Source organism: Halorubrum sp. SP3 (assembly GCF_005435195.1).
GTDB lineage: Archaea > Halobacteriota > Halobacteria > Halobacteriales > Haloferacaceae > Halorubrum > Halorubrum sodomense.
This window is the reverse complement of record NZ_SGTU01000001.1, coordinates 66,199-86,389: the sequence shown is the minus strand read 5'-3', so window position 1 is coordinate 86,389 and position 20,191 is coordinate 66,199. Positions and strand designations below refer to the sequence as shown.

Genomic DNA, 20,191 nt, shown 5'->3' with positions numbered 1-20,191 from the left:
CATATCTAACGGAGGGTAATGACCGAACGTATCGCGGCGACGCCGGGGCTGTACCCGCTCCCGGACCGGGCGAAAGAGACCCTCTCGGACCTGAAGGGCCACCAGAAGGGCGACCTCCTGGGCGGCGACGAGGGCGAAGCGATCGTCGCGGAGTACGACGAGGTACGCGCCGAGTACGTCGACCACCAGCTGGACGCCGGCCTCGACCTGATCTCCGAGGGGCAGGGCCGCTGGGACGACATGATCGCGCACCCGCTGACCGTCAGCGACGCCGTCGAGACCGGCGGGATCGTCCGGTACTACGACAACAACAACTTCTACCGCGACCCGCGCGTCGTCGACGACCTCGCCTTCTCCGGCGACGTGGCCGACGAACTGGAGAAGGCGACCGATCTGCTCGCGGACGCCGACGGCGCCGCCGACGCCTCGCTCGCGGCGACGCTCCCCGGGCCGTACTCCCTCGCGGAGCTGGCGACCGACGAACACTACCGCGACGGGGCCGAGTTCCAGGCCGCCGTCGCGGAGTTCCTCGCGGGCGAGGTCGCGGCGTTCCCCGACCACGAGACGCTGTTCCTCCTCGAGCCGTCGCTCGTCACGACCCCGCCCGTCGAGGGCGCGGAGGAGCGCGCGACGGACGCGATCGCGACCGTCGCGGCCGAGACGGACGCCGACGTGGTCGTCCAGACGTTCTACGGCGCGCTCGGCGAGAAGCTGTACGCCCACCTCGTCGACGAGGCGGGTGCGGACGCGCTCGGGCTCGATCTGGTCGCCGGCGACCGCGACGACACCGTCTACAACGTCCAGGAGTTCGGCGCGACCGACTCGCTGTCGCTCGGGCTCGTCGACGGGCAGAACACGCTCGTCGAGGAGCCGGAGACGGTCGCGGAGCGCGTCGAGTGGTTCGAGTCGCAGATCCCGCTGGAGGGGTTCGACCGGACCTACCTCACGCCCAACACCGAGCTGTTCTACCTGCCGACGAACAAGTATCGCGCGAAGCTGAACGCGCTGGCCGCCGCCGCGGAGGTGCTCGACTGATGGTCCGAAACCCGTCCGCCAACCGCGACCAGTTCCGCCCGGCCGACCACCCGAACGAGACGTTCCTGCTCTCGACGGTCGTCGGCTCGTACCCGAAGCCGAAGTGGCTCAACCGCGCCGACGAGCTCGTCGACGACCCCGATTCGAAGTTCGACGCGTCGGACCTCGAGGAGGCGCACGACGACGCCTGCCGGCTCATCACCCACGAGCACGAGCGCGCCGGGCTCGACACCGTCGTCGACGGCGAGATGCGCCGCAACGAGATGGTGGAGTTCTTCGCCGACCGCATCGACGGCTACGAGTTCAACGGGCCGGTGAAGGTGTGGGGCCACAACTACTTCGACAAGCCGAGCGTGGTCGAGGAGGTCGCGTACGACGAGCCGTGGCTGGTCGACGAGTTCGAGTTCACCGCCGGGGTCGCCGAGCGCCCGGTCAAGGTGCCGATCACGGGGCCGTACACCCTCGGCTTCTGGGCGTTCAACGAGGCGTACCCCTCCACCGAGGAGCTGGTGTACGACCTCGCGGACCTCGTCAACGAGGAGGTCGAGAAGCTGGTCGAGGCGGGCGCGCGCTACATCCAGATCGACGAGCCCGCGCTGGCGACGACGCCCGAGGACCACGCCATCGTCGGGGAGGCGCTCGAACGGATCGCGGCGGGCATCCCCGAGGAGGTCCGGATCGGCCTCCACGTCTGCTACGGCGACTACTCGCGGGTGTATCCCGAGATCAACGACTACCCGATCGACGAGTTCGACCTGGAGCTCTCCAACGGCGACTACGAGCAGATCCCCGTCTTCGAGGAGCCCGAGATCGAACCGGACCTCGCGCTCGGCGTCGTCGACGCCCACACCGCCGAGGTGGAGTCGGTCGAGGAGATCAAACGGAACATCCGCCAGGGCCTCCGCGTCGTCCCGCCGGAGAAGCTCACGATATCGCCCGACTGCGGGCTGAAGCTGCTCCCGCGCGACGTCGCGTACGGCAAGACTGAGAACATGGTGACCGCGGTCCGCGAGGTCGAGGCCGAGATCGACGCCGGCGAGATCGACCTCGACAATCCGCTCGCGGACGACTGAGTCTCGGGCGACCGACGCCCCGACGCCATTTATTAGAGGTCCCCGCTCCACGGGCCGCCATGGAGATCGGCGTGACGGTCGGCGACGACCTCGACCGGCTCGCGGCGTCGTCGAGGCGGTTCGACTTCTGCGAGCTCGGCGTCGGCGAGCCGACGCTCGTCCCGGGCGATATCGACCCGGAGCGACTCGGTGACGCGCTCGGCGACCGCGACCTGCTTGTCCACCTACCGTACGGCCAGCGGCTGGCGACGTACGTCCCGGAGGTGAACGACGCCATCGTCGACTACCAGCGCCGCCTCCTCCACGCGGCCGGCGACCTCGGCGCCGAGAAGGCGGTCCTCCACGCCACCTCCGCTGACCGCGACGACGTCGAGTTCCGGGAGACCGCGGCCGAGCAGCTCCGGCGGGTCGCGGACGCCGGCCGCGAGGCGGGCGTCGAGGTCGTCGTCGAGAACGTCGGCCACCAGCACGCGGGGCTCCAGCTCTCCGTCCTCGGCGACCTCGCCCGCGAGACCGACACGTCGGTCTGCTTCGACGTGGGCCACGCGTACATGGAGGGCGGCAACGAGGCGATCAAGCGGTTCCTCCGGAGCCACGGCGACCGGGTCTCGCACCTCCACTGTCACGACGTCCGCCGCCGCGGCGACACGCACCTCCCCGTGGGCGCCGGCGAGGTCGACTACGACCTCGTCGAGTCGGAGCTCGCCGGCTTCGACGGGACGGTCGCCCTAGAGGTTTTCACCGACGACGAGACGCTGCTCCGCGACTCCGCGGAGCGCGTCGCCGACCGGCTCGGCGCCTCGTTCTGAAGGCGTTCAGTCCGTCCGGCCGCCGTCGGCGTCCGCGTCGTCGTCGCCCGCGCCGTCGGCGTCGGCCTCCGCGTCGGTCTCGTCTCCCGCCTCGTCGCCGTCGATCTGGCGCTTTATCGACTCCAACTCGGACTCGACGTCGACCTCCGGCGGGTCGTTGACGTCGCCGGCCGCTTCGTTCTCGTCGGCCCCGCCCTCGCCGGGTTCGGTCACGTCGATCTGAACCGGACTCGCGTCGGCGCCGCGGTCTGACGGCGTCTCGTCCCGATCTCGGTTCCCGCCGTCTCGCTGTCGTCCCCCGTCGTCTCGCCGTCGTCCCCCGTCGTCTCGCCGACCGTCGCGGTCCCGCCCGAGCCGTCGGTCTCGCGCGGCGTCCGCCTCCCGGCGCCCCTCGTCGATCCGGGACTCGATCTCGGCGGTGAGGTCGCGCGCGTCGGCGATGATCGACCGCGAGGCGGCGTCCTCGGGGAGGTCCGCCTCCGAGAGCGCGGTCCGGAGCTCCGAGAGCGACCGCGAGAGCCCGGCGGTCGCGCCGTCGCGGACGTCCGCGAGGCGGTCGCCGGCGCCCTCCGCGCCCTCGGCGACGCTCCGGCCGGGGTCCGCGAGCCTGAGGGTTCCCTGAAGCAGTTCGAGGGACTTGATCGTCGTCTCCAGCAGCGCGATGAGCGTCGGAATCGTGTACTGTTCGGTGAACCGCACCAGCTCCGAGAGCCGGGGCGGCCGCGGGGGCCCGCGGCGGTCGCGCTCGGTCTCTCGGAGGTCGGCGCGGAGCTCGCTCAGCACGTCCTCGAGCTCGTCGAGCCGCTCCTCGAGGTCGTCGTCACGTCGGTCGCGGGAACTCATACCGCTCGCTACGGCGCCCGCGAATAAAAAGCCCGGCAGCGCCGTGGGGCGCTCTGCTCGGTCGCCTCGCTCCGCTCAGAACCCCTCGCGCAGGAAGGTCCGCCGCGGCGGGAACAGGGCGGCGAGGTCGGTCGCGAGGTCGTCGGGGGCGTCGTCGTCGACGTCGAAGGGAGCGTGCGCGCGGAGGTCGTCGACGCCGCGGTAGCCGGCGTACAGCTGCGAGAGCGCGCCGATACCGGCGGTCACGTCGGGGGCGGCAGCGGAACTACCCTCTCCGGCGCTGACCCGCTCGGCGTCGACCGCGCCGTCCGAGACCGTCACCCGGACCGGCCGGCCGTGCCAGTCGACGAGGGGGTCGTCGACCGCGAGCGTGAACGCGGCGCCGAGGTCGGGGTCGGGCGCCAGCGCGGTCAGCGCGTCGGCCACGTCCACGAGCCGGAACATGGGGCCGGCGCGGACCTCCTCGGTCACCGCGCGCGGGTCGTCGACGCGGTCGAGGACGCTCACGTCGACCGGGAGCCGGAGGCGAACCCGCTCGACCTGCGAGTCGTGGTCCCGGCAGAACCGGAAGACGCGGTCCCAGTCGGCGGGGTCGGCGACCGCGGCGTCGGAGACGACCATCGCGCGCCCGTCGCCGTCGTCGCGCTCCTCGAAGGTGTACGACAGCAGCGCGCGGAGGTCGCCGTCGCGCTCGAAGCCGTAGACGTACGGGTCCGTCTGCCACCCGCGGAGGGTGCGCTCGCGCCACCACGCCTCGGTCCGCGCCATCGTGAAGTCGTAGCGCTCCGCGGTCGCGGCGAGGAGGTCGGCGGCCGCGTCGTGGTCGTCCTCGCCGAGCCGGCGGAACTCGCCCGCCTCGTCGGTGCCGTCGTCTCCTGCCGGGTCGGCGCCCTCCTCGGCCGCGAACGCCAGCTGCTTCGGGGGCGCTTTCACCCAGCGGTACCGGTTCACCGTCTCCCAGCCGTACCGACGGTAGAAGGGGTGTTCGAAGGGCCAGAGCACGGAGAAGCGCACTCCGTCGTCGCGGTACTCCGTCAGCGACTCGCGGAGGAGCCGCTCGATGTGGCCCTGCCGCCGGTGTTCGGGCGGGGAGGCGACCGCGGAGAGGCCCGCCGCGTCCCGGTCGCGCCCCCGGATCCGGAGCGAGAAGTCGTGGTGGCCGCACACCGCGACGGGATCGTCGCCGTCGAACAGCCCCCGGTAGTCGCCGAGGTGCTCGCGGTCGTCGTCGTCTTCCTCCGGGTCGTAGGGGCCCTCCTCGGGCGAGAAGGCGTAGCGCATGAACGCGCGGAACTCGTCGTCGCGCTCCTCGGGGAAGGGCCGGTAGTCGAGGTCGCCCATACGCCGAGGGCGGCCGGAAGCCGGATAAGCCTTCCCGGCGCCTGCGGGTGGTTCTCACCCCTCGCTGCGAGGGGGACCGGTGAGTCCGCTCAGTCGAACCTCCCGCGCCGGTACTGGACCGGCCAGTCGGCCTCCGCGCCCAGCTCGTGGGCCGCCTCCAGCGGCCAGTAGGGGTGCCGGAGCATCTCGCGGCCGAGCGCCACGAGGTCGGTCCGCCCGTTCCGCACGAGGGCGTCGGCGTGGGTCGGCTCCGTGATCCCGCCGACCGCGGCGACGGGCACGTCGGTCCCCTCGCGGATCGCCTCGGCGTACGGGACCTGGTAGCCCGGGCCCGCGCTCGGGATCTCCTGGTCGGGGTGGATCCCGCCGCCGGAGACATCGATCAGGTCGGCGCCGGCCTCGGCCAGCACGGGGGCCAGCCGCACCGAGTCGTCCACGTCCCACGAGTCGCGGTCCGGGAGCCAGTCCGTCGCGGAGATGCGGACGAAGACCGGCTTGCCGTCGGGCCAGACCTCGCGGACGGCCTCGACGACCTCGCGCAGGAGACGGCTGCGGTTCTCGAAGCTCCCGCCGTACTCGTCACCGCGGTCGTTGGTCACCGGCGAGAGGAACTGGTGGAGCAGGTAGCCGTGGGCGGCGTGGACCTCCGCGATCTCGAAGCCGATCCCCCGTGCGCGTTCCGCGGCGGCCGCGAAGGAGTCGATCACCTCGCCGATCCCGTCCCCGTCGAGCCGTCGGGTGTCGGCGAGGTCCCCCTCGTCGACCTCCGGGTGCGGGTACGGCTCGTCGGCCGCGGAGACGGTCTCCCAGCCCGCGGGCTCGTCGGCGGGGATCGGCCCGCTCCCCTCGGCCGGCGGCCGGTGGGAGGCCTTCCGCCCGGCGTGGGCCAGCTGGATCCCGGGGGTCGCGCCCTGCGACCGGACGAACTCGACGATCGGTTCGATCGCCTCGGCGTGGTCGTCGGACCAGATCCCGAGGCAGTTCGGCGTGATCCGGCCGCGGGCCTCGACGGCGGTCGCCTCGGTCATCACGACGCCGGCGCCGCCGGCGGCGCGGGCGCCGAGGTGGACGCGGTGCCAGTCGTTCGCCAGCCCGTCCTCGGCGGAGTACTGACACATCGGCGAGAGCATCACGCGGTTTCGGAACTCGGTGTCGCGGAGCGCGAGCGGCGTGAACAGCGTGTCGGTCACGGGTCGGCGGACGGCCGCCCCGAGGTAAGGCCCTCCGATCCCCCGCGCGGATCGCCGCCTGTGGTTTAGGCCGACCGAAATCTATAACACCGCCGGTCCCTGAGCGGGTTGTAATGACAACGGGAGACCGGATCGAGCGGGACGCCGAGTCGGCGACCGACGAGCGACCGACGGTCGCTGCGACCCGCTGCTCTCAGGACCGGACCGTCTTCGCCGAACAGGGCAACACCGACGCGTGGATCGCGACCGACCTCACGGTCGACCTCGAACGGTAACGAAGCTCCTCTCGACGCTTGCGACGCCGCTGCGCCCCTTCTTCGGGTGCCGTCCGGCGCCCCCGAATTCACTCCTCGGAGCGCAGCGTCTCGCCCGGCGAGCCGGACGCCCGCGGCGTCGACGCGGCCGCCCGCTCCGCGCCCTTCCCGCGCTCCCGGCCCTCGTCGACGAGCGCGCGGATCCGATTTAGGATCGCGTCGAACCGGCCGCGGTCGGCCCCCTTCTCGAAGTAGGCGTCCGCGCCGGCGCCGAACGCCGCCGCCTCGCGCTCCTCTCTCGGACACGTGGTGTGGAAGACGACCGGGAGCCCGCGGTCCGCCCCGCGGAGCCGCTCCGCGAGGTCGACGCCGCCGCCGTCGGGGAGGCGCTGTTCGGTCACGACGCAGTCGACCCCGACCCGCTCGCCGTCGACCTCGACGCCCCCCTCGACCGCGTCGACCGCCTCGGCGACGCGCCCCACGGAGCGGACCCGGATCCGATCGGTGAGCCGCGCCGCGAACGCCTCCAGCAGCTCGGCGGAGCGTGCGTCGGGCTCCACCTGAAGGACGGTGATCGGCCCGTCGGCTCCCGCCGCGGACTCGTTCGCTGTCGGTTCCGCTCGATCGGCGTCCGCGTCCGCGGACGCGTCGGAGGGCGAAGACGTGTGGTCGGTCATGTGGTGTGTGGCGGGCGACGACTCGGCGAAGAGCGACTTACTACGCGAGTTGTGATCTTTCTTCAGTCAACAGTTGCCGAGGGGACGTGATAATAATTGCGGGATCGTCGCTTTCACGGCTTCAAAAGCCATTATTCAGTAGTATTAGGGGAGAATGGCTCGACGTGCGCGGGGTCGCCTCGAACCGACGGCGGTAGCCGACGAGCCGACCGCGAGGCGGGGTCGGCCCGCGACCCGGATCGAACGCGCCGAACGGATCTCAGGCGAACAGGTCGCGCGCCTCGCGGACGGCGTCGACCAGGGCGTCGACCTCCTCGACGGTGTTGTAGAAGTAGAAGGAGGCTCGCGCGGAGGCGGCGACGCCCATCTCGTCGTGGAGCGGCTGGGTGCAGTGGTCGCCGGCGCGGATCGCGACGCCGTAGTCGTTGAGGATGCTGGAGAGGTCGTGGGCGTGGACGCCCTCGACGTTGAACGCGACGAGGCCGCCGCGGTCGTCGCCAGGCGGGCCGTAGATCTCGACGCCGCCGAGCGCCTCGAGTTCGTCGTAGGCGTACTCGGCCAGCAGGTCCTCGTGGGCCTCGACCCGGTCCATCCCGACCTCTTCGAGGTACTCGATCGCGGCCGCGAGGCCGACCCCCTGCGCGATGGAGGGCGTGCCGGCCTCGAACTTCCACGGGAGGTCCTCCCAGGTGGAGTCCTCGAAGGAGACGCGGCGGATCATGTCGCCGCCGTAGAGGTACGGCTGCATCCCGGCTAAGATCTCCTCGCGGCCGTAGAGGACGCCGATCCCGGTCGGCCCGCACATCTTGTGGCCGGAGAAGGCGAGGAAGTCGACGTCCAGCTCTGCGACGTCGACGGGGCGCGTCGGCACCGACTGCGCGGCGTCGGCGAAGATGAGGGCGTCGCGGTCGTGGGCCAGATCGGCCAGCTCGCGGATCGGGTTTATCGTCCCGAGCGTGTTCGAGACGTGGACGACGGAGACCATCTCGGTGTCGTCGTCGATCAGCTCGGCGGCGTGGTTCATATCGAGCCGCCCCTCGTCGGTGACGTCGACGAAGCGCACGTCGGCGCCCGTCCGCCTGCCGATCTGCTGCCAGGTGACGAGCGAGGCGTGGTGCTCCATCTCCGAGAGGACGACGTTGTCGCCCGGACCGAGCTCCTCGAGCCCCCACGCGTACGCGACGAGGTTCATCGCCTCGGTCGTGTTCTTGGTGAAGACGATCTCCTCGCGGCCCGCGGCGCCGACGAACTCCGCGACCGCGTCGTGGGCCTCCTCGTAGGCGACGGAGGCCTCCTGGCTCAGCTGGTGGATCCCGCGGTGGACGTTCGCGTTGTAGCTCCGGTAGTAGTCGGAGATGGCGTCGACGACCGGGTCGGGCGTGTGCGAGGTCGCCGCGTTGTCGAGGTAGACGAGGGGGGTGTCGTCGCCCTCACCCTCGCCCGCTGTCTCCGGATCTCCGCCGACCTTCCGATCGAGGATCGGGAAGTCGGCGCGGAGCGCCTCCACGTCGAACGGGTACTGTTCCTGAACTCCCATTACCCCCAATCGGGGCCCGAGGGCTAACACACCTTCGGTCCGGTACGTCTTGCCCGTATCGCTGACGCGCGGGATCGCGCGATCCGCGGCGGTTCGCCGCCGAAATCCGACCGCCCGGTCGGCGACCTTCGGTTTACTCCCCCCAGTCCGGGTTCGCCCGCGGCGGCGAGAAGATGTCGTAGCCGACGGCCGGTTCGTCGGTCCGGTTCTCGGCGGCGTGCGGCTCGCCGCCGGGGATCGCGTAGGTGTCGTCCGGGCCGACCACGCGCTCCTCGCCGTCGACGAGGAAGGTGAGCCGCCCGGCCGTGATCACGCCGATCTGTTCGTGCGGGTGGTCGTGTTCGGGCACCGTCTCGCCCGGCTCGATCTCGAACCGCTGGATGCTCATCCCCTCGCCGACGGCGCCTTGAGTGAGGAACACGCCGTCGACCGCCTCGACCGCCTCCACGTCCGCGTCTGGTACGACCTCCATACGGCCTCCCGCGACCCGGAGGCACCTAAATCCGCGGGCGCGGGCAGTCGGCGCCGGAGGCGTCGGGCCCGACCGGCGCGGCGCGTCCCGAACCGCGCCCTCACGGGAACGGGTGGTACGGGCGGTCGAGCGCGGGCTCGAACCCCATCGACCGCGGCACGTCGCGGGCGCGGTCTCCGAAGAACGGCTCGCCGGTGAACAGGGGTTGCGCGCCGGGGACGAGCACCCGGACGGCCTCGAAGCCCAGGGTCGCGAGGTCGCGCGTCGTCACGCGCGCGACGCACGGGTCGAGCCCGACGCTCTCGACGCGCTCGACGACGGCCGACAGCTCCTCACTCCCCGACAGTTCCGGCTCCCCCACGCCGTCGGCCGAGACGGTCGCGTCCGGGTCGAAGAACGCGGCCGTCTCCGCGGGCAGGTCGGCGTGGTGGCCGATCGCGGCGCCCTGCTCGTCGGCCGCCTCCCGGCCCATCGAGCGCAGTTCGGTCCAGTTCTGTAGCGCCTCGGCCAGCGCGCTCCGGGCTGCGGCCGCCGGGTCGAGGTCGGCGCCCGATCCCGCGGCGAACCGCGGCCAGTCGCCCTCGCGGCTGACCCCGACCGCGACGACGGGCACGTCCACGTCGGTCGTGACGAGGAGGGGCGTCACCGACAGCGACTCCGCGCGGGCCCGCTTCTCCAACCCGGCGAACCCGGCGTCGTCGAGGTCGAGGCCGAGCGGCTCCGTCGCGGAGTACCAGCTGGTCATCGTCGCGTCGCGCTCGACCGTCTCGTACAGCCCGGAGAGCGCGGCGTCCGGCCCGGAGCTGCCCAGTCCCAGCCCGGTCGTGATCGGCGGTCGGTACCGGCGCTCCGGCGGCGGAAAGCCGACGAACTCCGCGGGGAGGCTCGCCGTCTCGCCCGTCCCGAGGCGCTCGCCGCGCACCCACGGGAGCCGGTCGTCGCGGTCGTACGCCTCGGCGCCGTCGGGGCGGACGAACGCGTCGGGGGTGACGGGGTTCGGGACGTTCGCGGCCGGCGCGCGCGTGAACTCGGCCTCGCGGTAGACGCCGGCCGCGTACCGCTCTAACCCCTCGCCGAGCGCCTTCATGAACGCGGCGTCCCAGTCGGCCGCCGCGCCGCCGCCGAAGTCGGCCGCGTCGGCGTCGGAGAAGGGCGTCGTGTCCGCGATCCGCGCGACGTAGTACGGGACCGGGAACGACTCCTGCTCGCCAACCTCCCCGAGCGCGCCGATCCGGGGGTCGACGGCCCGCTCCGCGCGGTCGATCGCGTCGTCGAGGCCGCGCTCGACGCCCTCGCGCGGGAGCGCGTCGCCGGGGTCCGTTCCGCAGTCGCATCCGGGCACGGGCAACAGCGTCCGCTCGCCGCCGGGGACCTCGACGACGGTGTCCGGCACCGGCTCGCCGGCGAGGAGGCGGATCATCCGCCGTCCGGCAAGCGCGCCGGCGTAGCGCACCGCGGACCGGCGACCCGACGGTGCGTCGCCCCGGTCGGGGCCGCCGCTCTCGACGCGGGCGCGCAGGCAGTCGTAGCAGGCGTCGTCGAGGACGGTCACCGCGGCGTCGAGGTCTCCGAGGGGGACGCCGCCGAGCCCGCCGACCTCGACCGCGATCCACCGGTCGAGCAGCTCGTTCGCGGCCGCGAACGCGGCCGATCCGGCGGTGTCGACGACGACCGCGGCGTCGAACCCGTCGAGCAACTCCGCCTCGACGGGCATCGCGTTCACGTCGACGTCGCCGAGCGCGGCCGCTGCGGCCTCGACCGCGGGGCCGTCACCGACAAGTCCGATATCCATATCCGGTCGACGCGAGGCGGCGAAAAAAAGCCGCGGGTCCGCGGCGGCGCACCCGGCCGGCCGGCGGCGAGCGAGTCGAGGGGGAGTTCGCGGGCGCGGTCAGGCGGGCGTCGCGGCCATCATCTCGGCGGCCTCGGCGGCCAGCTCCGCGGCGTCGATGTCTCGGAGTCGGTCGTCGCCGAGCTTCAGGCGGAGCCGCGGTCGACCGACGTCGATCGGGACCTTCTCGGTGTCGATGATGCCCAGGTCCTCGAGGCGCGTCTTCGTCCGGGAGAACGTCGCCTTCGAGGCGATGCCGACGTCTTCGCCCCACTTCGAGATGTCGTAGAGGAGGACGTCGTTCTTCGCCGCGACGAGCAGCGAGGCGGTCACCTCGTCGATGTCGACCCCGCGTTCGCGGTCCGCTTCGACCGCGTCGAGGACGGCGTCGAAGTCGGCGCGGGCCTCCTCGCCGATCTCCGTCTCCATCGTCTCGCGGACCCGGCTGATCGCCGGCGTGCGGAGCGCGTACGGCTCCGCCTCGTCGAACGCGCCGCGGTGGGTCTCGTACACCTCCCCGACGAACTCGGGGTCGTCGGTCGACAGCGCCGCGACGCCCGCTCCGGCGGTGACCAAGGCGACGACCCGGGACGGGGAGACGAACAGCGCGTTGTCGACCTCGCCGTCCAGTACCCGGAGGTCCAAGGCGCCGTCGGCGACGAGGTCGGCGGTCCGGGACGCGACGACGAAGTCGTCCAGCACGTCCTTGAGGGTGCGCTCGTCGGCGAGCATCGATAGTTCCGGCAGGTCGTCCCGCCCCACGGCGGTCTCGACCAGCGATACGATCGTCTCCGCGGAGGGATCGACGACGAGCAGTTCGTCGTCGCCCCCGGCGAAGGCCGCTTCGAGCGCCGCCTCGACGTCGGCCGCCAGTAAATTCGAGACCATTTATCTCTCCGTATGAAAGCCGGTTGCGTATTTAATATTAACGGGATTTGCGGATCGAACAACTCCGGTAGAGGGTCTCAAAATAGCGAAAACGGCCGATTCGTCCGATCGGATATCGGGTCGGTCGATCGAGCCCGACCCTTCGAGGCGGCGGGCGCAGGACCGCGTCTTTCGGTGAGACGAGCGTCTCGCCCGCCCGCGACGGGGCTACTCCTCGCCCGCGACAGAAGGATTAATGCGCGGTCGCGCCCCCGTTCGCACATGGACCACGAGCACGTCCGGGACGTCGACCCGGCGGTCGCCGACGCGCTGGCCGGCGAGCGCGACAGACAGGAGCAGACGCTCGCGATGATCGCGAGCGAGAACCACGCGAGCGAGGCGGTCCTGGAGGCGCAGGGGAGCGTCCTCACCAACAAGTACGCCGAGGGCTACCCCGGCTCGCGCTACTACGCCGGCTGCGAGTACGCCGACGAGGTCGAGGAGCTGGCGATCGAGCGCGCGAAGGAGCTGTGGGGCGCTGACCACGTCAACGTCCAGCCACACTCCGGCACGCAGGCGAACCAGGCGGTGTACTACGCGGCCCTCGAACCGGGCGACAAGATCCTCTCTCTGGACCTCAATCACGGCGGCCACCTCTCGCACGGCCACCCCGCGAACTTCACGGGGCAGCTGTACGACGTCGAGCAGTACGAGGTCGACCCGGAGACGGGGTACATCGACTACGAGGGGCTCCGCGCCGCCGCCGAGTCGTTCGAGCCGGACATCATCGTCTCGGGATACTCCGCGTACCCGCGCACCGTCGAGTGGGAGGAGATCCAGGCGGCCGCCGACGCGGTCGACGCCTACCACCTCGCGGACATCGCGCACATCACCGGGCTCGTCGCCGCCGGCGTCCACCCCTCGCCGGTCGGCGTCGCGGACTTCGTCACCGGCTCGACCCACAAGACGATCCGGGCCGGCCGCGGCGGGATCGTGATGTGCGACGCGGCGTTCGCTGACGACATCGACAGCGCGGTGTTCCCCGGCGGGCAGGGCGGTCCGCTCATGCACAACGTCGCCGGCAAGGCGGTCGGCTTCAAGGAGGCCCTCCAACCCGAGTTCGAGGAGTACGCCCGGAACGTGGTCGACAACGCCGAGGTGCTCGCGGAGACGCTTCAGGAGCACGGCCTCTCTCTGGTCTCCGGCGGGACCGACAACCACCTCGTCTTGGCCGACCTGCGCGACTCGCACCCGGACCTCTCTGGCGGGGACGCCGAGGACGCGCTCGCGGCCGCGAACATCGTCCTCAACGGGAACACGGTCCCCGGCGAGACGCGCTCGCCGTTCGACCCCTCCGGGATCCGCGCGGGCACCGCCGGACTCACGACTCGCGGCTTCGACCAGGAGGCCGTCGAGGAGGTCGGGGACCTGATCTACCGCGTCGTCGACGGCGTCGACAGCGACGACGTCATCTACGAGGTCGGCGAACGCGTCGTCGAGCTCTGCGAGGCGCACCCGCTGTACGAGTAGCGACGCCCGCCCCCTCGGTCGGCGGAGGGACGGCCCGCGTCGACGAATCCGTGCGTAAAAGTGGGGGCGGCCCGCATGGGTCGGTATGGACGCTCCGTCGTTTCTCGCCGCCCGCCTCGACCGCGGCGCCGCCCCGCTCGCGGTCGGGGACGTGATCGCGCTGATCCTGCTCCTGACCGCCGGGACGCTCAACCACCAATCGATCGAGTTCCTCACCGCCAACCCGCTCTACCTCCCCGGCGTCTACGCGCCCTTCCTGATCGGCTGGGCGGCGGTGGCGCCGCTCGTCGGCGCCTACTCCGCGGGCGCGGTCGAGACGGCGAAGTCGTCGGTGCCGCTCGTGATCCGGTCGTGGATCCCGGCCGCGGTCCTCGGGCTCGCGCTCCGCGCGTTCGTCTTCCGCGGCGGCGCCGAACTCACCTTCGCGGCCGTCATGCTCGTGACGGGATCGGTCGCGCTCGGCGGCTGGCGGGCCCTCTACTTCCGGCTGCGTTAACCCCGCGCGCTCCCGCCGATTACGGCGACCGGCCGCGATCGACTCTTTTCTCGCCGTCCGATCGCACGGATAAACGAGCTCTCCTGCGGGACTCATAAGTTATGGATAACATTGGTGTGTTCATAAAAGAACCATTTCCGAACCGCGGGAAAAATTTAATACGGATTCTCGATATAGTATCCAACGACAGCATGACAGGATACTACGACTACGTCCTCGGGCTCATCCCGGCAGCGCTGATCGGTGTGACCGCCTTCCTCAACCTGGTCGGGCTGTCGTTGATGTCGGCGATGCCCGCGGGCGCGGTGGCCGCCGGCGGCGTGATGGCCCACGCGATGTTCGTCAGGGCTCCGGTCACCGACGGCGACGCGTCCGCCGACGCGTCGCGTCCCGGTCGGGGCGGGGCCGGACCGGGCGGCCGGTCGTCCGCGTGACGCTCGACCGATCGCCGCGGCCTGTACCGTTTAGTCCCCCCGCCGCGAGTGAGCGGGTATGACGGAGACCCTGTTCCTGTCGAGCGGCGACGTCGACGACCTCGCGGAGCCGGCCGACTACGTCGCGGCCGTCCGCGACGCGTACCGCCAGGTGGGCGAGGGCGCGCCCGCGGAACCGCGGACGAAGCTGTTCAACCGCGAGCCGCCGGGAATGCTCACCACCTACGCCGCGGTGCTGCCGGAGACGGGCGCGATGGGCGGGTACACCTACTCGGCGGGGTTCGGCGCGGGCGACGCGTGGTTCATGACGCCGCTGTTCGACGCCGACTCCGGCGCGCCGCTCGCGCTGCTGGACGGCGCGTCGATGAACCCGTTCAAGACCGGCGCCGCGGGCGCGGTCGCGGTCGACGCGCTCGCCCGCGACGACGCGACCGAACTCGCGGTGATCGGCAGCGGCGCGCAGGCGCGCGGGCAGGTCGCGACGACGGCGACCGTCCGCGAGCTCGAGGCGGTCCGCGTCTTCTCGCCCACCCCGGAGCACCGCGAGGCGTTCGCCGAAGACTTCGACGAGCGCCTCGACGCCGACGTGTCGGCGGTCGCGAGCGCGAGCGACGCGCTGGACGGCGCCGACGTGGCGATCACGGCGACGACCGCGAGCGACCCCGTGATCGACGACGCCGACGTGGAGCCGGGGACGCACGTCACGGCGATGGGGCAGTACCACCCGGAGAAGAACGAGCTCCCGCCCGAGCTCGTCGCGCGGGCGACGTACGTCCCCGACCTCCGAGCGCGCGCGACGCAGGACGCCGGCTCGTACCTCGCCGCGGTCGCCGCCGGCCTGATCGAGGAGGGGAAAGGCATCGCGGCCGACCTGGGGGAGGTCGTCGCGGGCGACCACCCCGGCCGGACGAGCGACGACGAGGTGACCGTCTTCGACTCGGGCGGGACCGGGGTCGAGACCGTGGCCGCCGCGCACATGCTGTACGAGCGCGCGAGCGATGCCGGACGGGGCGAGCCCATCGACTTCGCGCCTGCGAGCGAGGCGCTGACCGGCGAGTAGCGCGGTCGACGAGGTCGAGGGTCGGGCGGTGGCCGGAGCTTCAAGTGCCGCGCCCGCTTCCTCACGCACATGCTGATCGGCATCGTCTCCGACACGCACGACGACTTGGCCGCCGTCGAGACGGCCGTCTCGCTGTTCGAGCGCGAGGGGGTCGACGCGGTCGTCCACTGCGGCGACTTCGTCGCGCCCTTCTCCGCGACGCCGTTCGACGCGGACTTCGACTTTCACGCGGTCCGCGGGAACAACGACGGCGAGTGGGCGGTCGAGTCGACCGTCGACTCGTTCGGGACCTATCACGGCGAGGCCGCCGCGCTCTCGTTCGACGGCGCAGATGTGGCAGTCACCCACGGGACGAGCGATCTCGTCGTCGACGCGCTCGTCGGCTGCGGCGACTACGACTACGTGTTCCACGGCCACACCCACGCGCACGGCGTCGAGGCGCGCGGCGAGACGGTCCGGGTGAATCCGGGCGGGCTTCCGATTCCGGTCGAGGGTGCGGACGACACGTTCCGGGTCGCGACGCTGGAGACGACGGAGTCCGGAGCGGACGCGGTGACGCACCACGTCCTCGACGAATAAGGGAAACACGTGGCGCAGAGCGCCTGTTTCTAAATCGAATCGGGATACGGTGACGAGTGTTTATAAACAGCTGTCGGCTCTGCGATGACTACCGCCAAAGCCCCGGCCGCCCGCTCATAAATGGTTACTGGCAGATCGGCGGCGAACACCGCCAGAGCCCCAGCCGCGAGGCGACCGTACGCTCGCTGTCGTTCGAGACGCCGACGGCGTCTCGTGATGACGAGAGGGCTTCGCTCTCTCGAACCACGCTCCTCGCTCAGTCACTCCGTTCCTTCGCTGCGGTGCTTGCGTCGTCATCAGAACGCTTTGCGTTCTGATTGGCTCACGAGAGCTTCGCTCTCGTGAACGCCTACGGTCGCCTCGCGGCAGCGTGGCGCGTAGCGCCACGGGCAACCGGCGGCTTCGCCGCCGGTGACTGCCCCTTCGAGTCCCACCCCGAACCGCACGGCACCGCACCTCACGCCTCCCCAGCCTCGTCGCCGGACTACGTCCGGCTGTAAGCGAGAGCTTCGCTCTCGCCCTGTCAGCCGCCCTTCGCTTCGCTCCGGGCGGCTGACTCCCTCGCGCGGTGCTGTCTCGCGGCCGCCGAGGGCGGCCGCTCGCAGGCACGCGCCGACCGCACCGTTCTCTATAAGCGATCCCACCGCCGCTAGCTGGCATTTGAACCGCGTTCCCACCCCGAGTTTTATCGCCGCTCGCTCGCTCCGTACGCCCATGAGACACGCGCAGGGACCGCTCCTCACGATCGACCTGACCGAGCGGACCGCGTCGACGACCCCGATCGACGACCGGCTCGCGTCGTTCGTCGGCGGCCGCGGGCTCAACACGTCGCTCGCGTACGACCGGATCCCGTTCGACGCCGACCCGCTCGGCCCGGAGAACCGGCTCTTCCTTTCGACGGGGCCGATGCAGTACTCGACGACCTCCTACACCGGTCGGATGGCCGCCACGGGTCTCTCGCCGCTCACGGACGGCCTGCTGTCGTCGAACGCGGGCGGGTTCCTCTCGCGGAACTTCACGGGCGCGGGGTACGCCGCCGTCGAGCTCGTCGGCGCGAGCGACGACCTGCTCGCGGTTCACGTTCGCGAGATCGGCCCGGACGGCGAGCCGAACGTGACGTTCGAGGCGGTCCCGGACCTGGAAGCGGCCGAGGTGTCGGCCGTCTCCGATCGGTTCGCGGAGACGCGCGACCTGGGGCCCGGACACGTGGCCTGTATCGGCCCCGCGGGCGAGAACGCGGTCCGGTTCGCGTCGATCATGACCTCGGACACGCGGGCGTTCGGCCGCGGCGGGCTGGGCGCGGTCCTCGGCTCGAAGGGCGTGAAGGCGCTCACGTTCGACGGCGACTCCGAGGCCGATATCGAGGTCGACTGGCCCGACGAGGCGGGCGAGGTCCACCGCGAGGCGGCCACCTCCGACTCGATCATGAAGCGGCAGGGGACGACGAGCGTGACGGAGCTGGCGAACGAGGTGGACGCGCTCCCGTCGTACTACTTCGCGGAGACCTCCTTCGAGGGCGTCGAGGGCATCTCCGGCGACCGCGTCGAGGAGAAGAAGTACGAGAAGGGGACCTGCTCGCAGTGCGCGTTCGCCTGTAAGCTCCCCACGCGCGACGAGGCGACGGGCGTCGAGACGGAGGGCCCGGAGTTCGAGACGGTGATGGCGTTCGGCTCCAACGCCGGCGTCGACGACGTGGTCGACGTGATGCGCGCGAACGAGCTGTGCGACGAGCTGGGGATGGACACCATCTCCTGTGGCGACGTCGTCTCGATGTTCTTGGAGAGCGAAGACGAGTTCGGCAACGCGGAGCTCGTCCGCTCGCTCGTCGAGCAGATCGCCTACCGCGAGGGCGTCGGCGACAAGCTCGCGGAGGGCATCCACCGCGCCAGCGAGGAGTTCGGCGCCGAGGACTGGACGGTGAAGGGGATGGAGTTCGCCGGCCACGACGGCCGCGCGCTCAACGGGCAGGGGCTCGCGTTCGCGACCGCGAACCGCGGCGCCGACCACATGTACGGTGAGTTCTATCCCTACGAGTACCCGCTCGTCGACCCCGACGACGCGCTCGACCCCAAGGGGCTCGACGGGAAGCCCCCGAAGCTCGTCGCGAAGGAGAACCGCAACGCGGTCCTCGACTCGGCGGTCGTCTGTAAGTTCTCGCGGGGCACCGTCACCGACGACCGGCTCGCGGCGCTGCTCGACGCCGACTACGACGCCCTCCAGTCGCTGGGCGCGCGAATCGTCGAGCTGGAGCGCGCGTTCAACAACGCCCGCGGCTTCGACCGGAGCGACGACACGCTCCCGTACGCCGACGCCATCGACGGGTTCGACGCCGCGCTCTCGGAGTACTACGCGGTCCGCGGCTGGAACGACGACGGCACCGTCCCCGACCACGGCGACGGCCTCGACGCGGGCAGTCGGGCGGCCGCCGACGACTGACCGGATCGCCCTCACCGACGACTGACCGGATCGCTCCGCCGTGACGGACCCCGCCGAACCGCGGGCCGCCTACTCGTCGTCCGTCTCGGCGGGGTCGACGTCGACGCCGCGGAACTCGAACCGGGCGCCACCGGTCTCGCTCTCGACTACTTCGACGGTCCAGCCGTGCGCCTCGGCGACCTCGGCGACGATCTTCAGTCCGAATCCGGTCCCGCCCGGCTCCGACGTCACGCCCGCCTCGAACACCGACTCCCGGTCGTCGGGACCGATTCCGGGCCCGTCGTCAGCGACGTAGAAGCCGTCCCCGTCGGCGAGCGTTCCGAGCGAGACCGTGACCTCGGGTCCCGCGTGCGTGATCGCGTTGACGAAGAGGTTCTCGAGCGCCTGCCGCAGGCGGCTCCGGTCCGCGGTGACGACCGCGTCCGTCTCGACCCGGATCGCCGCCGACTCGGTGTCGACGGTCTCCCAGCACTCCGCGGCGAGGTCGGCCAGTGAGACCGGTTCGGTCTCGTCGATGCCGGCCCCCTGTCGGGCCAACACGAGCAGGTCCTCGATGAGCGCGTCCATCCGGTCAAGCGAGCGCTCGACCGTGCCGAGCTCCGCGACGTCTATCGACTCGTCCGCGAGCCGTTCCGTGACGATCTCGAGGTTGCCGGCGGCGACGTTGAGCGGGCTCCGGAGGTCGTGCGAGACGAGGCTCGCGAACTCCTCCAAGCGGTCGCGCTCGCGGGCCACCTCGGCCTCGCGCCGCCGGAGCTGTCGCTCCCGCTCGATGCGGACGAGGACCATCGTCACCGTCGCCGCCCAGATGCGCGCGACGGCCAGGTCGGCGTCGTCGAAGGCGTCGGGGCTGGTCGCGCCGACGTTCAACACGCCGTACCGGCCGAGCGGGACGATGAGTTCGCTGCGGATCGTCGCGTCGTCGTGGTATCGGTCGGGTTCGTCGCCGACGTCCGACACGTAGGTCGGCTCGCCGTTCTCGAACACCTCCCAGGTGATGCTCCGTCCGTCGGCGTCGAACGTCGGGTGGTCGCCGACCACCGCCTCGGCGGTATCGGTCCAGACGGCCGGTTCGAGCGCGTCCCGTCGTTCGTCGTACAGCCAGATCGCGGCGAGCGGGTGGCCGAGCACGTCGTCGACGTACGCCACCGCCGCCTCGGCCGCCGCCTCCCTGTCGGTCGTCTTCAGCAGCTCTCGGGTCGCCTCGTGGAGCGATTCGAGCGTCTCCGTGCGGCGCTGGAGCGCCAGCTGCCGCGTCCGTTCGTTCGAGACGTCTATCGCGGTGACGACCGCGTACGGATCGCCGTCGAGATCGAAGGCCCCGACGCTGACGCGAGCCGGGACCGGAACGCCGTCGCCGCGGCGCACGACGAGCTCGAACCCGTCGGCCAGCGACCGGGACTCCCCGGCGCGCACCGCGTCGATCAGCGCCGCGACGGTATCCGGGGAGGCGTCCCCCGGCCCCTCGTCGTCCGTCGTCTCCCCGACGGTCCCGTGGTCGCCGTCGCCCGGACCGCCATCGAGGGTCGCGATCGACGCGGCGCCGTCGCGGTTCAGATCCGTCGGGTCCTCGAACACGTCGATCACCGAGAGCCCCGAGAGGCCGTCCGGGTCGAGCCCGAACACCGTCTCGACGCTCGGCGTCCCGGCGCGGACGACGCCGTCGCCGTCGACGACGAACGTCGGGTCCGGCGTGGCGTCCAACGCCTCCGGGAAGCGGTCCATTG

General features: G+C 71.5%; 19 protein-coding genes. 10 read left to right on the top strand and 9 right to left on the bottom strand.

What is annotated here, in order from left to right:
• The first annotated feature begins 18 nt into the window (after positions 1 to 18).
• From EXE42_RS00460 to EXE42_RS00450, 3 genes are read left to right on the top strand one after another with little or no spacing between them, the layout of a single operon-like run.
• The gene (locus EXE42_RS00460; RefSeq protein ID WP_137705694.1) at positions 19 to 1,035 is read left to right on the top strand and encodes a 5-methyltetrahydropteroyltriglutamate--homocysteine methyltransferase; all 1,017 of its coding nucleotides are present in this window, start codon (positions 19 to 21) and stop codon (positions 1,033 to 1,035) included.
• Entirely contained in the window at positions 1,035 to 2,108 is a 1,074-nt protein-coding gene (locus EXE42_RS00455; RefSeq protein WP_092920051.1) for a methionine synthase, read from the top strand. The genes EXE42_RS00460 and EXE42_RS00455 overlap by 1 nt, the downstream gene beginning before the upstream one ends.
• 59 nt (positions 2,109 to 2,167) lie before the next feature.
• Positions 2,168 to 2,917 (top strand): sugar phosphate isomerase/epimerase, encoded by a 750-nt coding sequence (locus EXE42_RS00450; RefSeq protein ID WP_137693414.1) that lies wholly within the window; start codon positions 2,168 to 2,170, stop codon positions 2,915 to 2,917.
• A gap of 6 nt (positions 2,918 to 2,923) precedes the next feature.
• Here the strand turns inward: EXE42_RS00450 and EXE42_RS00445 are convergent, their stop codons facing one another.
• The 3 genes from EXE42_RS00445 to EXE42_RS00435 form a co-directional block, all read right to left on the bottom strand.
• Positions 2,924 to 3,760: a hypothetical protein gene (locus EXE42_RS00445; protein ID WP_137705693.1), complete on the bottom strand. Its 837-nt coding sequence runs from the start codon at positions 3,758 to 3,760 to the stop codon at positions 2,924 to 2,926.
• A 75-nt stretch (positions 3,761 to 3,835) separates the two neighbouring features.
• Positions 3,836 to 5,101, bottom strand: coding sequence for an enhanced intracellular survival protein Eis (gene eis, locus EXE42_RS00440; RefSeq protein WP_137705692.1), 1,266 nt, complete (start codon positions 5,099 to 5,101; stop codon positions 3,836 to 3,838).
• 89 nt (positions 5,102 to 5,190) lie between these two features.
• The gene (locus EXE42_RS00435; protein ID WP_137705691.1) at positions 5,191 to 6,291 is read right to left on the bottom strand and encodes an NADH:flavin oxidoreductase/NADH oxidase; all 1,101 of its coding nucleotides are present in this window, start codon (positions 6,289 to 6,291) and stop codon (positions 5,191 to 5,193) included.
• Positions 6,292 to 6,404: 113 nt separating this feature from the next.
• On the opposite strand from EXE42_RS00435, the gene EXE42_RS19165 reads away from it, so the two are divergent.
• Positions 6,405 to 6,566, top strand: coding sequence for a hypothetical protein (locus EXE42_RS19165; RefSeq protein ID WP_167603293.1), 162 nt, complete (start codon positions 6,405 to 6,407; stop codon positions 6,564 to 6,566).
• Positions 6,567 to 6,634: 68 nt separating this feature from the next.
• Here the strand turns inward: EXE42_RS19165 and EXE42_RS00430 are convergent, their stop codons facing one another.
• From EXE42_RS00430 to tbsP, 5 genes are all read right to left on the bottom strand, one after another.
• Positions 6,635 to 7,222 carry a response regulator gene (locus EXE42_RS00430; RefSeq protein ID WP_137705690.1) on the bottom strand — a complete coding sequence of 196 codons (588 nt, stop codon included), beginning with the start codon at positions 7,220 to 7,222 and terminating at the stop codon, positions 6,635 to 6,637.
• 259 nt (positions 7,223 to 7,481) lie between these two features.
• Positions 7,482 to 8,759, bottom strand: coding sequence for an aminotransferase class V-fold PLP-dependent enzyme (locus EXE42_RS00425; RefSeq protein ID WP_137705689.1), 1,278 nt, complete (start codon positions 8,757 to 8,759; stop codon positions 7,482 to 7,484).
• Between the two features lie 133 nt (positions 8,760 to 8,892).
• Positions 8,893 to 9,231, bottom strand: coding sequence for a cupin domain-containing protein (locus tag EXE42_RS00420; RefSeq protein WP_092920058.1), 339 nt, complete (start codon positions 9,229 to 9,231; stop codon positions 8,893 to 8,895).
• 100 nt (positions 9,232 to 9,331) lie between these two features.
• Positions 9,332 to 11,023 carry a YcaO-like family protein gene (locus EXE42_RS00415; RefSeq protein ID WP_137705688.1) on the bottom strand — a complete coding sequence of 564 codons (1,692 nt, stop codon included), beginning with the start codon at positions 11,021 to 11,023 and terminating at the stop codon, positions 9,332 to 9,334.
• Positions 11,024 to 11,122: 99 nt separating this feature from the next.
• Entirely contained in the window at positions 11,123 to 11,950 is an 828-nt protein-coding gene (gene tbsP / locus EXE42_RS00410; protein ID WP_137705687.1) for a transcriptional regulator TbsP, read from the bottom strand.
• Positions 11,951 to 12,211: 261 nt separating this feature from the next.
• On the opposite strand from tbsP, the gene glyA reads away from it, so the two are divergent.
• The 6 genes from glyA (at position 12,212) to EXE42_RS00375 (ending at position 18,464) form a co-directional block, all read left to right on the top strand.
• Positions 12,212 to 13,459, top strand: a complete 1,248-nt coding sequence (gene glyA, locus EXE42_RS00405; RefSeq protein WP_092920061.1) for a serine hydroxymethyltransferase — start codon at positions 12,212 to 12,214, stop codon at positions 13,457 to 13,459.
• A gap of 85 nt (positions 13,460 to 13,544) precedes the next feature.
• A complete protein-coding gene (locus EXE42_RS00400; protein WP_092920062.1) occupies positions 13,545 to 13,955 on the top strand; it encodes a DUF3054 domain-containing protein in 411 nt (136 codons plus the stop codon).
• Positions 13,956 to 14,146: 191 nt separating this feature from the next.
• Positions 14,147 to 14,389: a hypothetical protein gene (locus EXE42_RS00395; protein ID WP_092920063.1), complete on the top strand. Its 243-nt coding sequence runs from the start codon at positions 14,147 to 14,149 to the stop codon at positions 14,387 to 14,389.
• A gap of 58 nt (positions 14,390 to 14,447) precedes the next feature.
• A complete protein-coding gene (locus EXE42_RS00390; RefSeq protein WP_137705686.1) occupies positions 14,448 to 15,449 on the top strand; it encodes an ornithine cyclodeaminase family protein in 1,002 nt (333 codons plus the stop codon).
• Positions 15,450 to 15,518: 69 nt separating this feature from the next.
• On the top strand, positions 15,519 to 16,028 hold the full coding sequence (locus EXE42_RS00385) for a metallophosphoesterase (protein ID WP_137705685.1): 510 nt from the start codon (positions 15,519 to 15,521) through the stop codon (positions 16,026 to 16,028).
• A 714-nt stretch (positions 16,029 to 16,742) separates the two neighbouring features.
• Positions 16,743 to 18,464: an aldehyde ferredoxin oxidoreductase family protein gene (locus EXE42_RS00375; protein WP_137705684.1), complete on the top strand. Its 1,722-nt coding sequence runs from the start codon at positions 16,743 to 16,745 to the stop codon at positions 18,462 to 18,464.
• Between the two features lie 69 nt (positions 18,465 to 18,533).
• Here EXE42_RS00375 and EXE42_RS00370 read toward each other — a convergent pair whose 3' ends face one another.
• Positions 18,534 to 20,189 carry an ATP-binding protein gene (locus EXE42_RS00370; protein ID WP_241988303.1) on the bottom strand — a complete coding sequence of 552 codons (1,656 nt, stop codon included), beginning with the start codon at positions 20,187 to 20,189 and terminating at the stop codon, positions 18,534 to 18,536.
• Between the last annotated feature and the right edge of the window lie 2 nt (positions 20,190 to 20,191).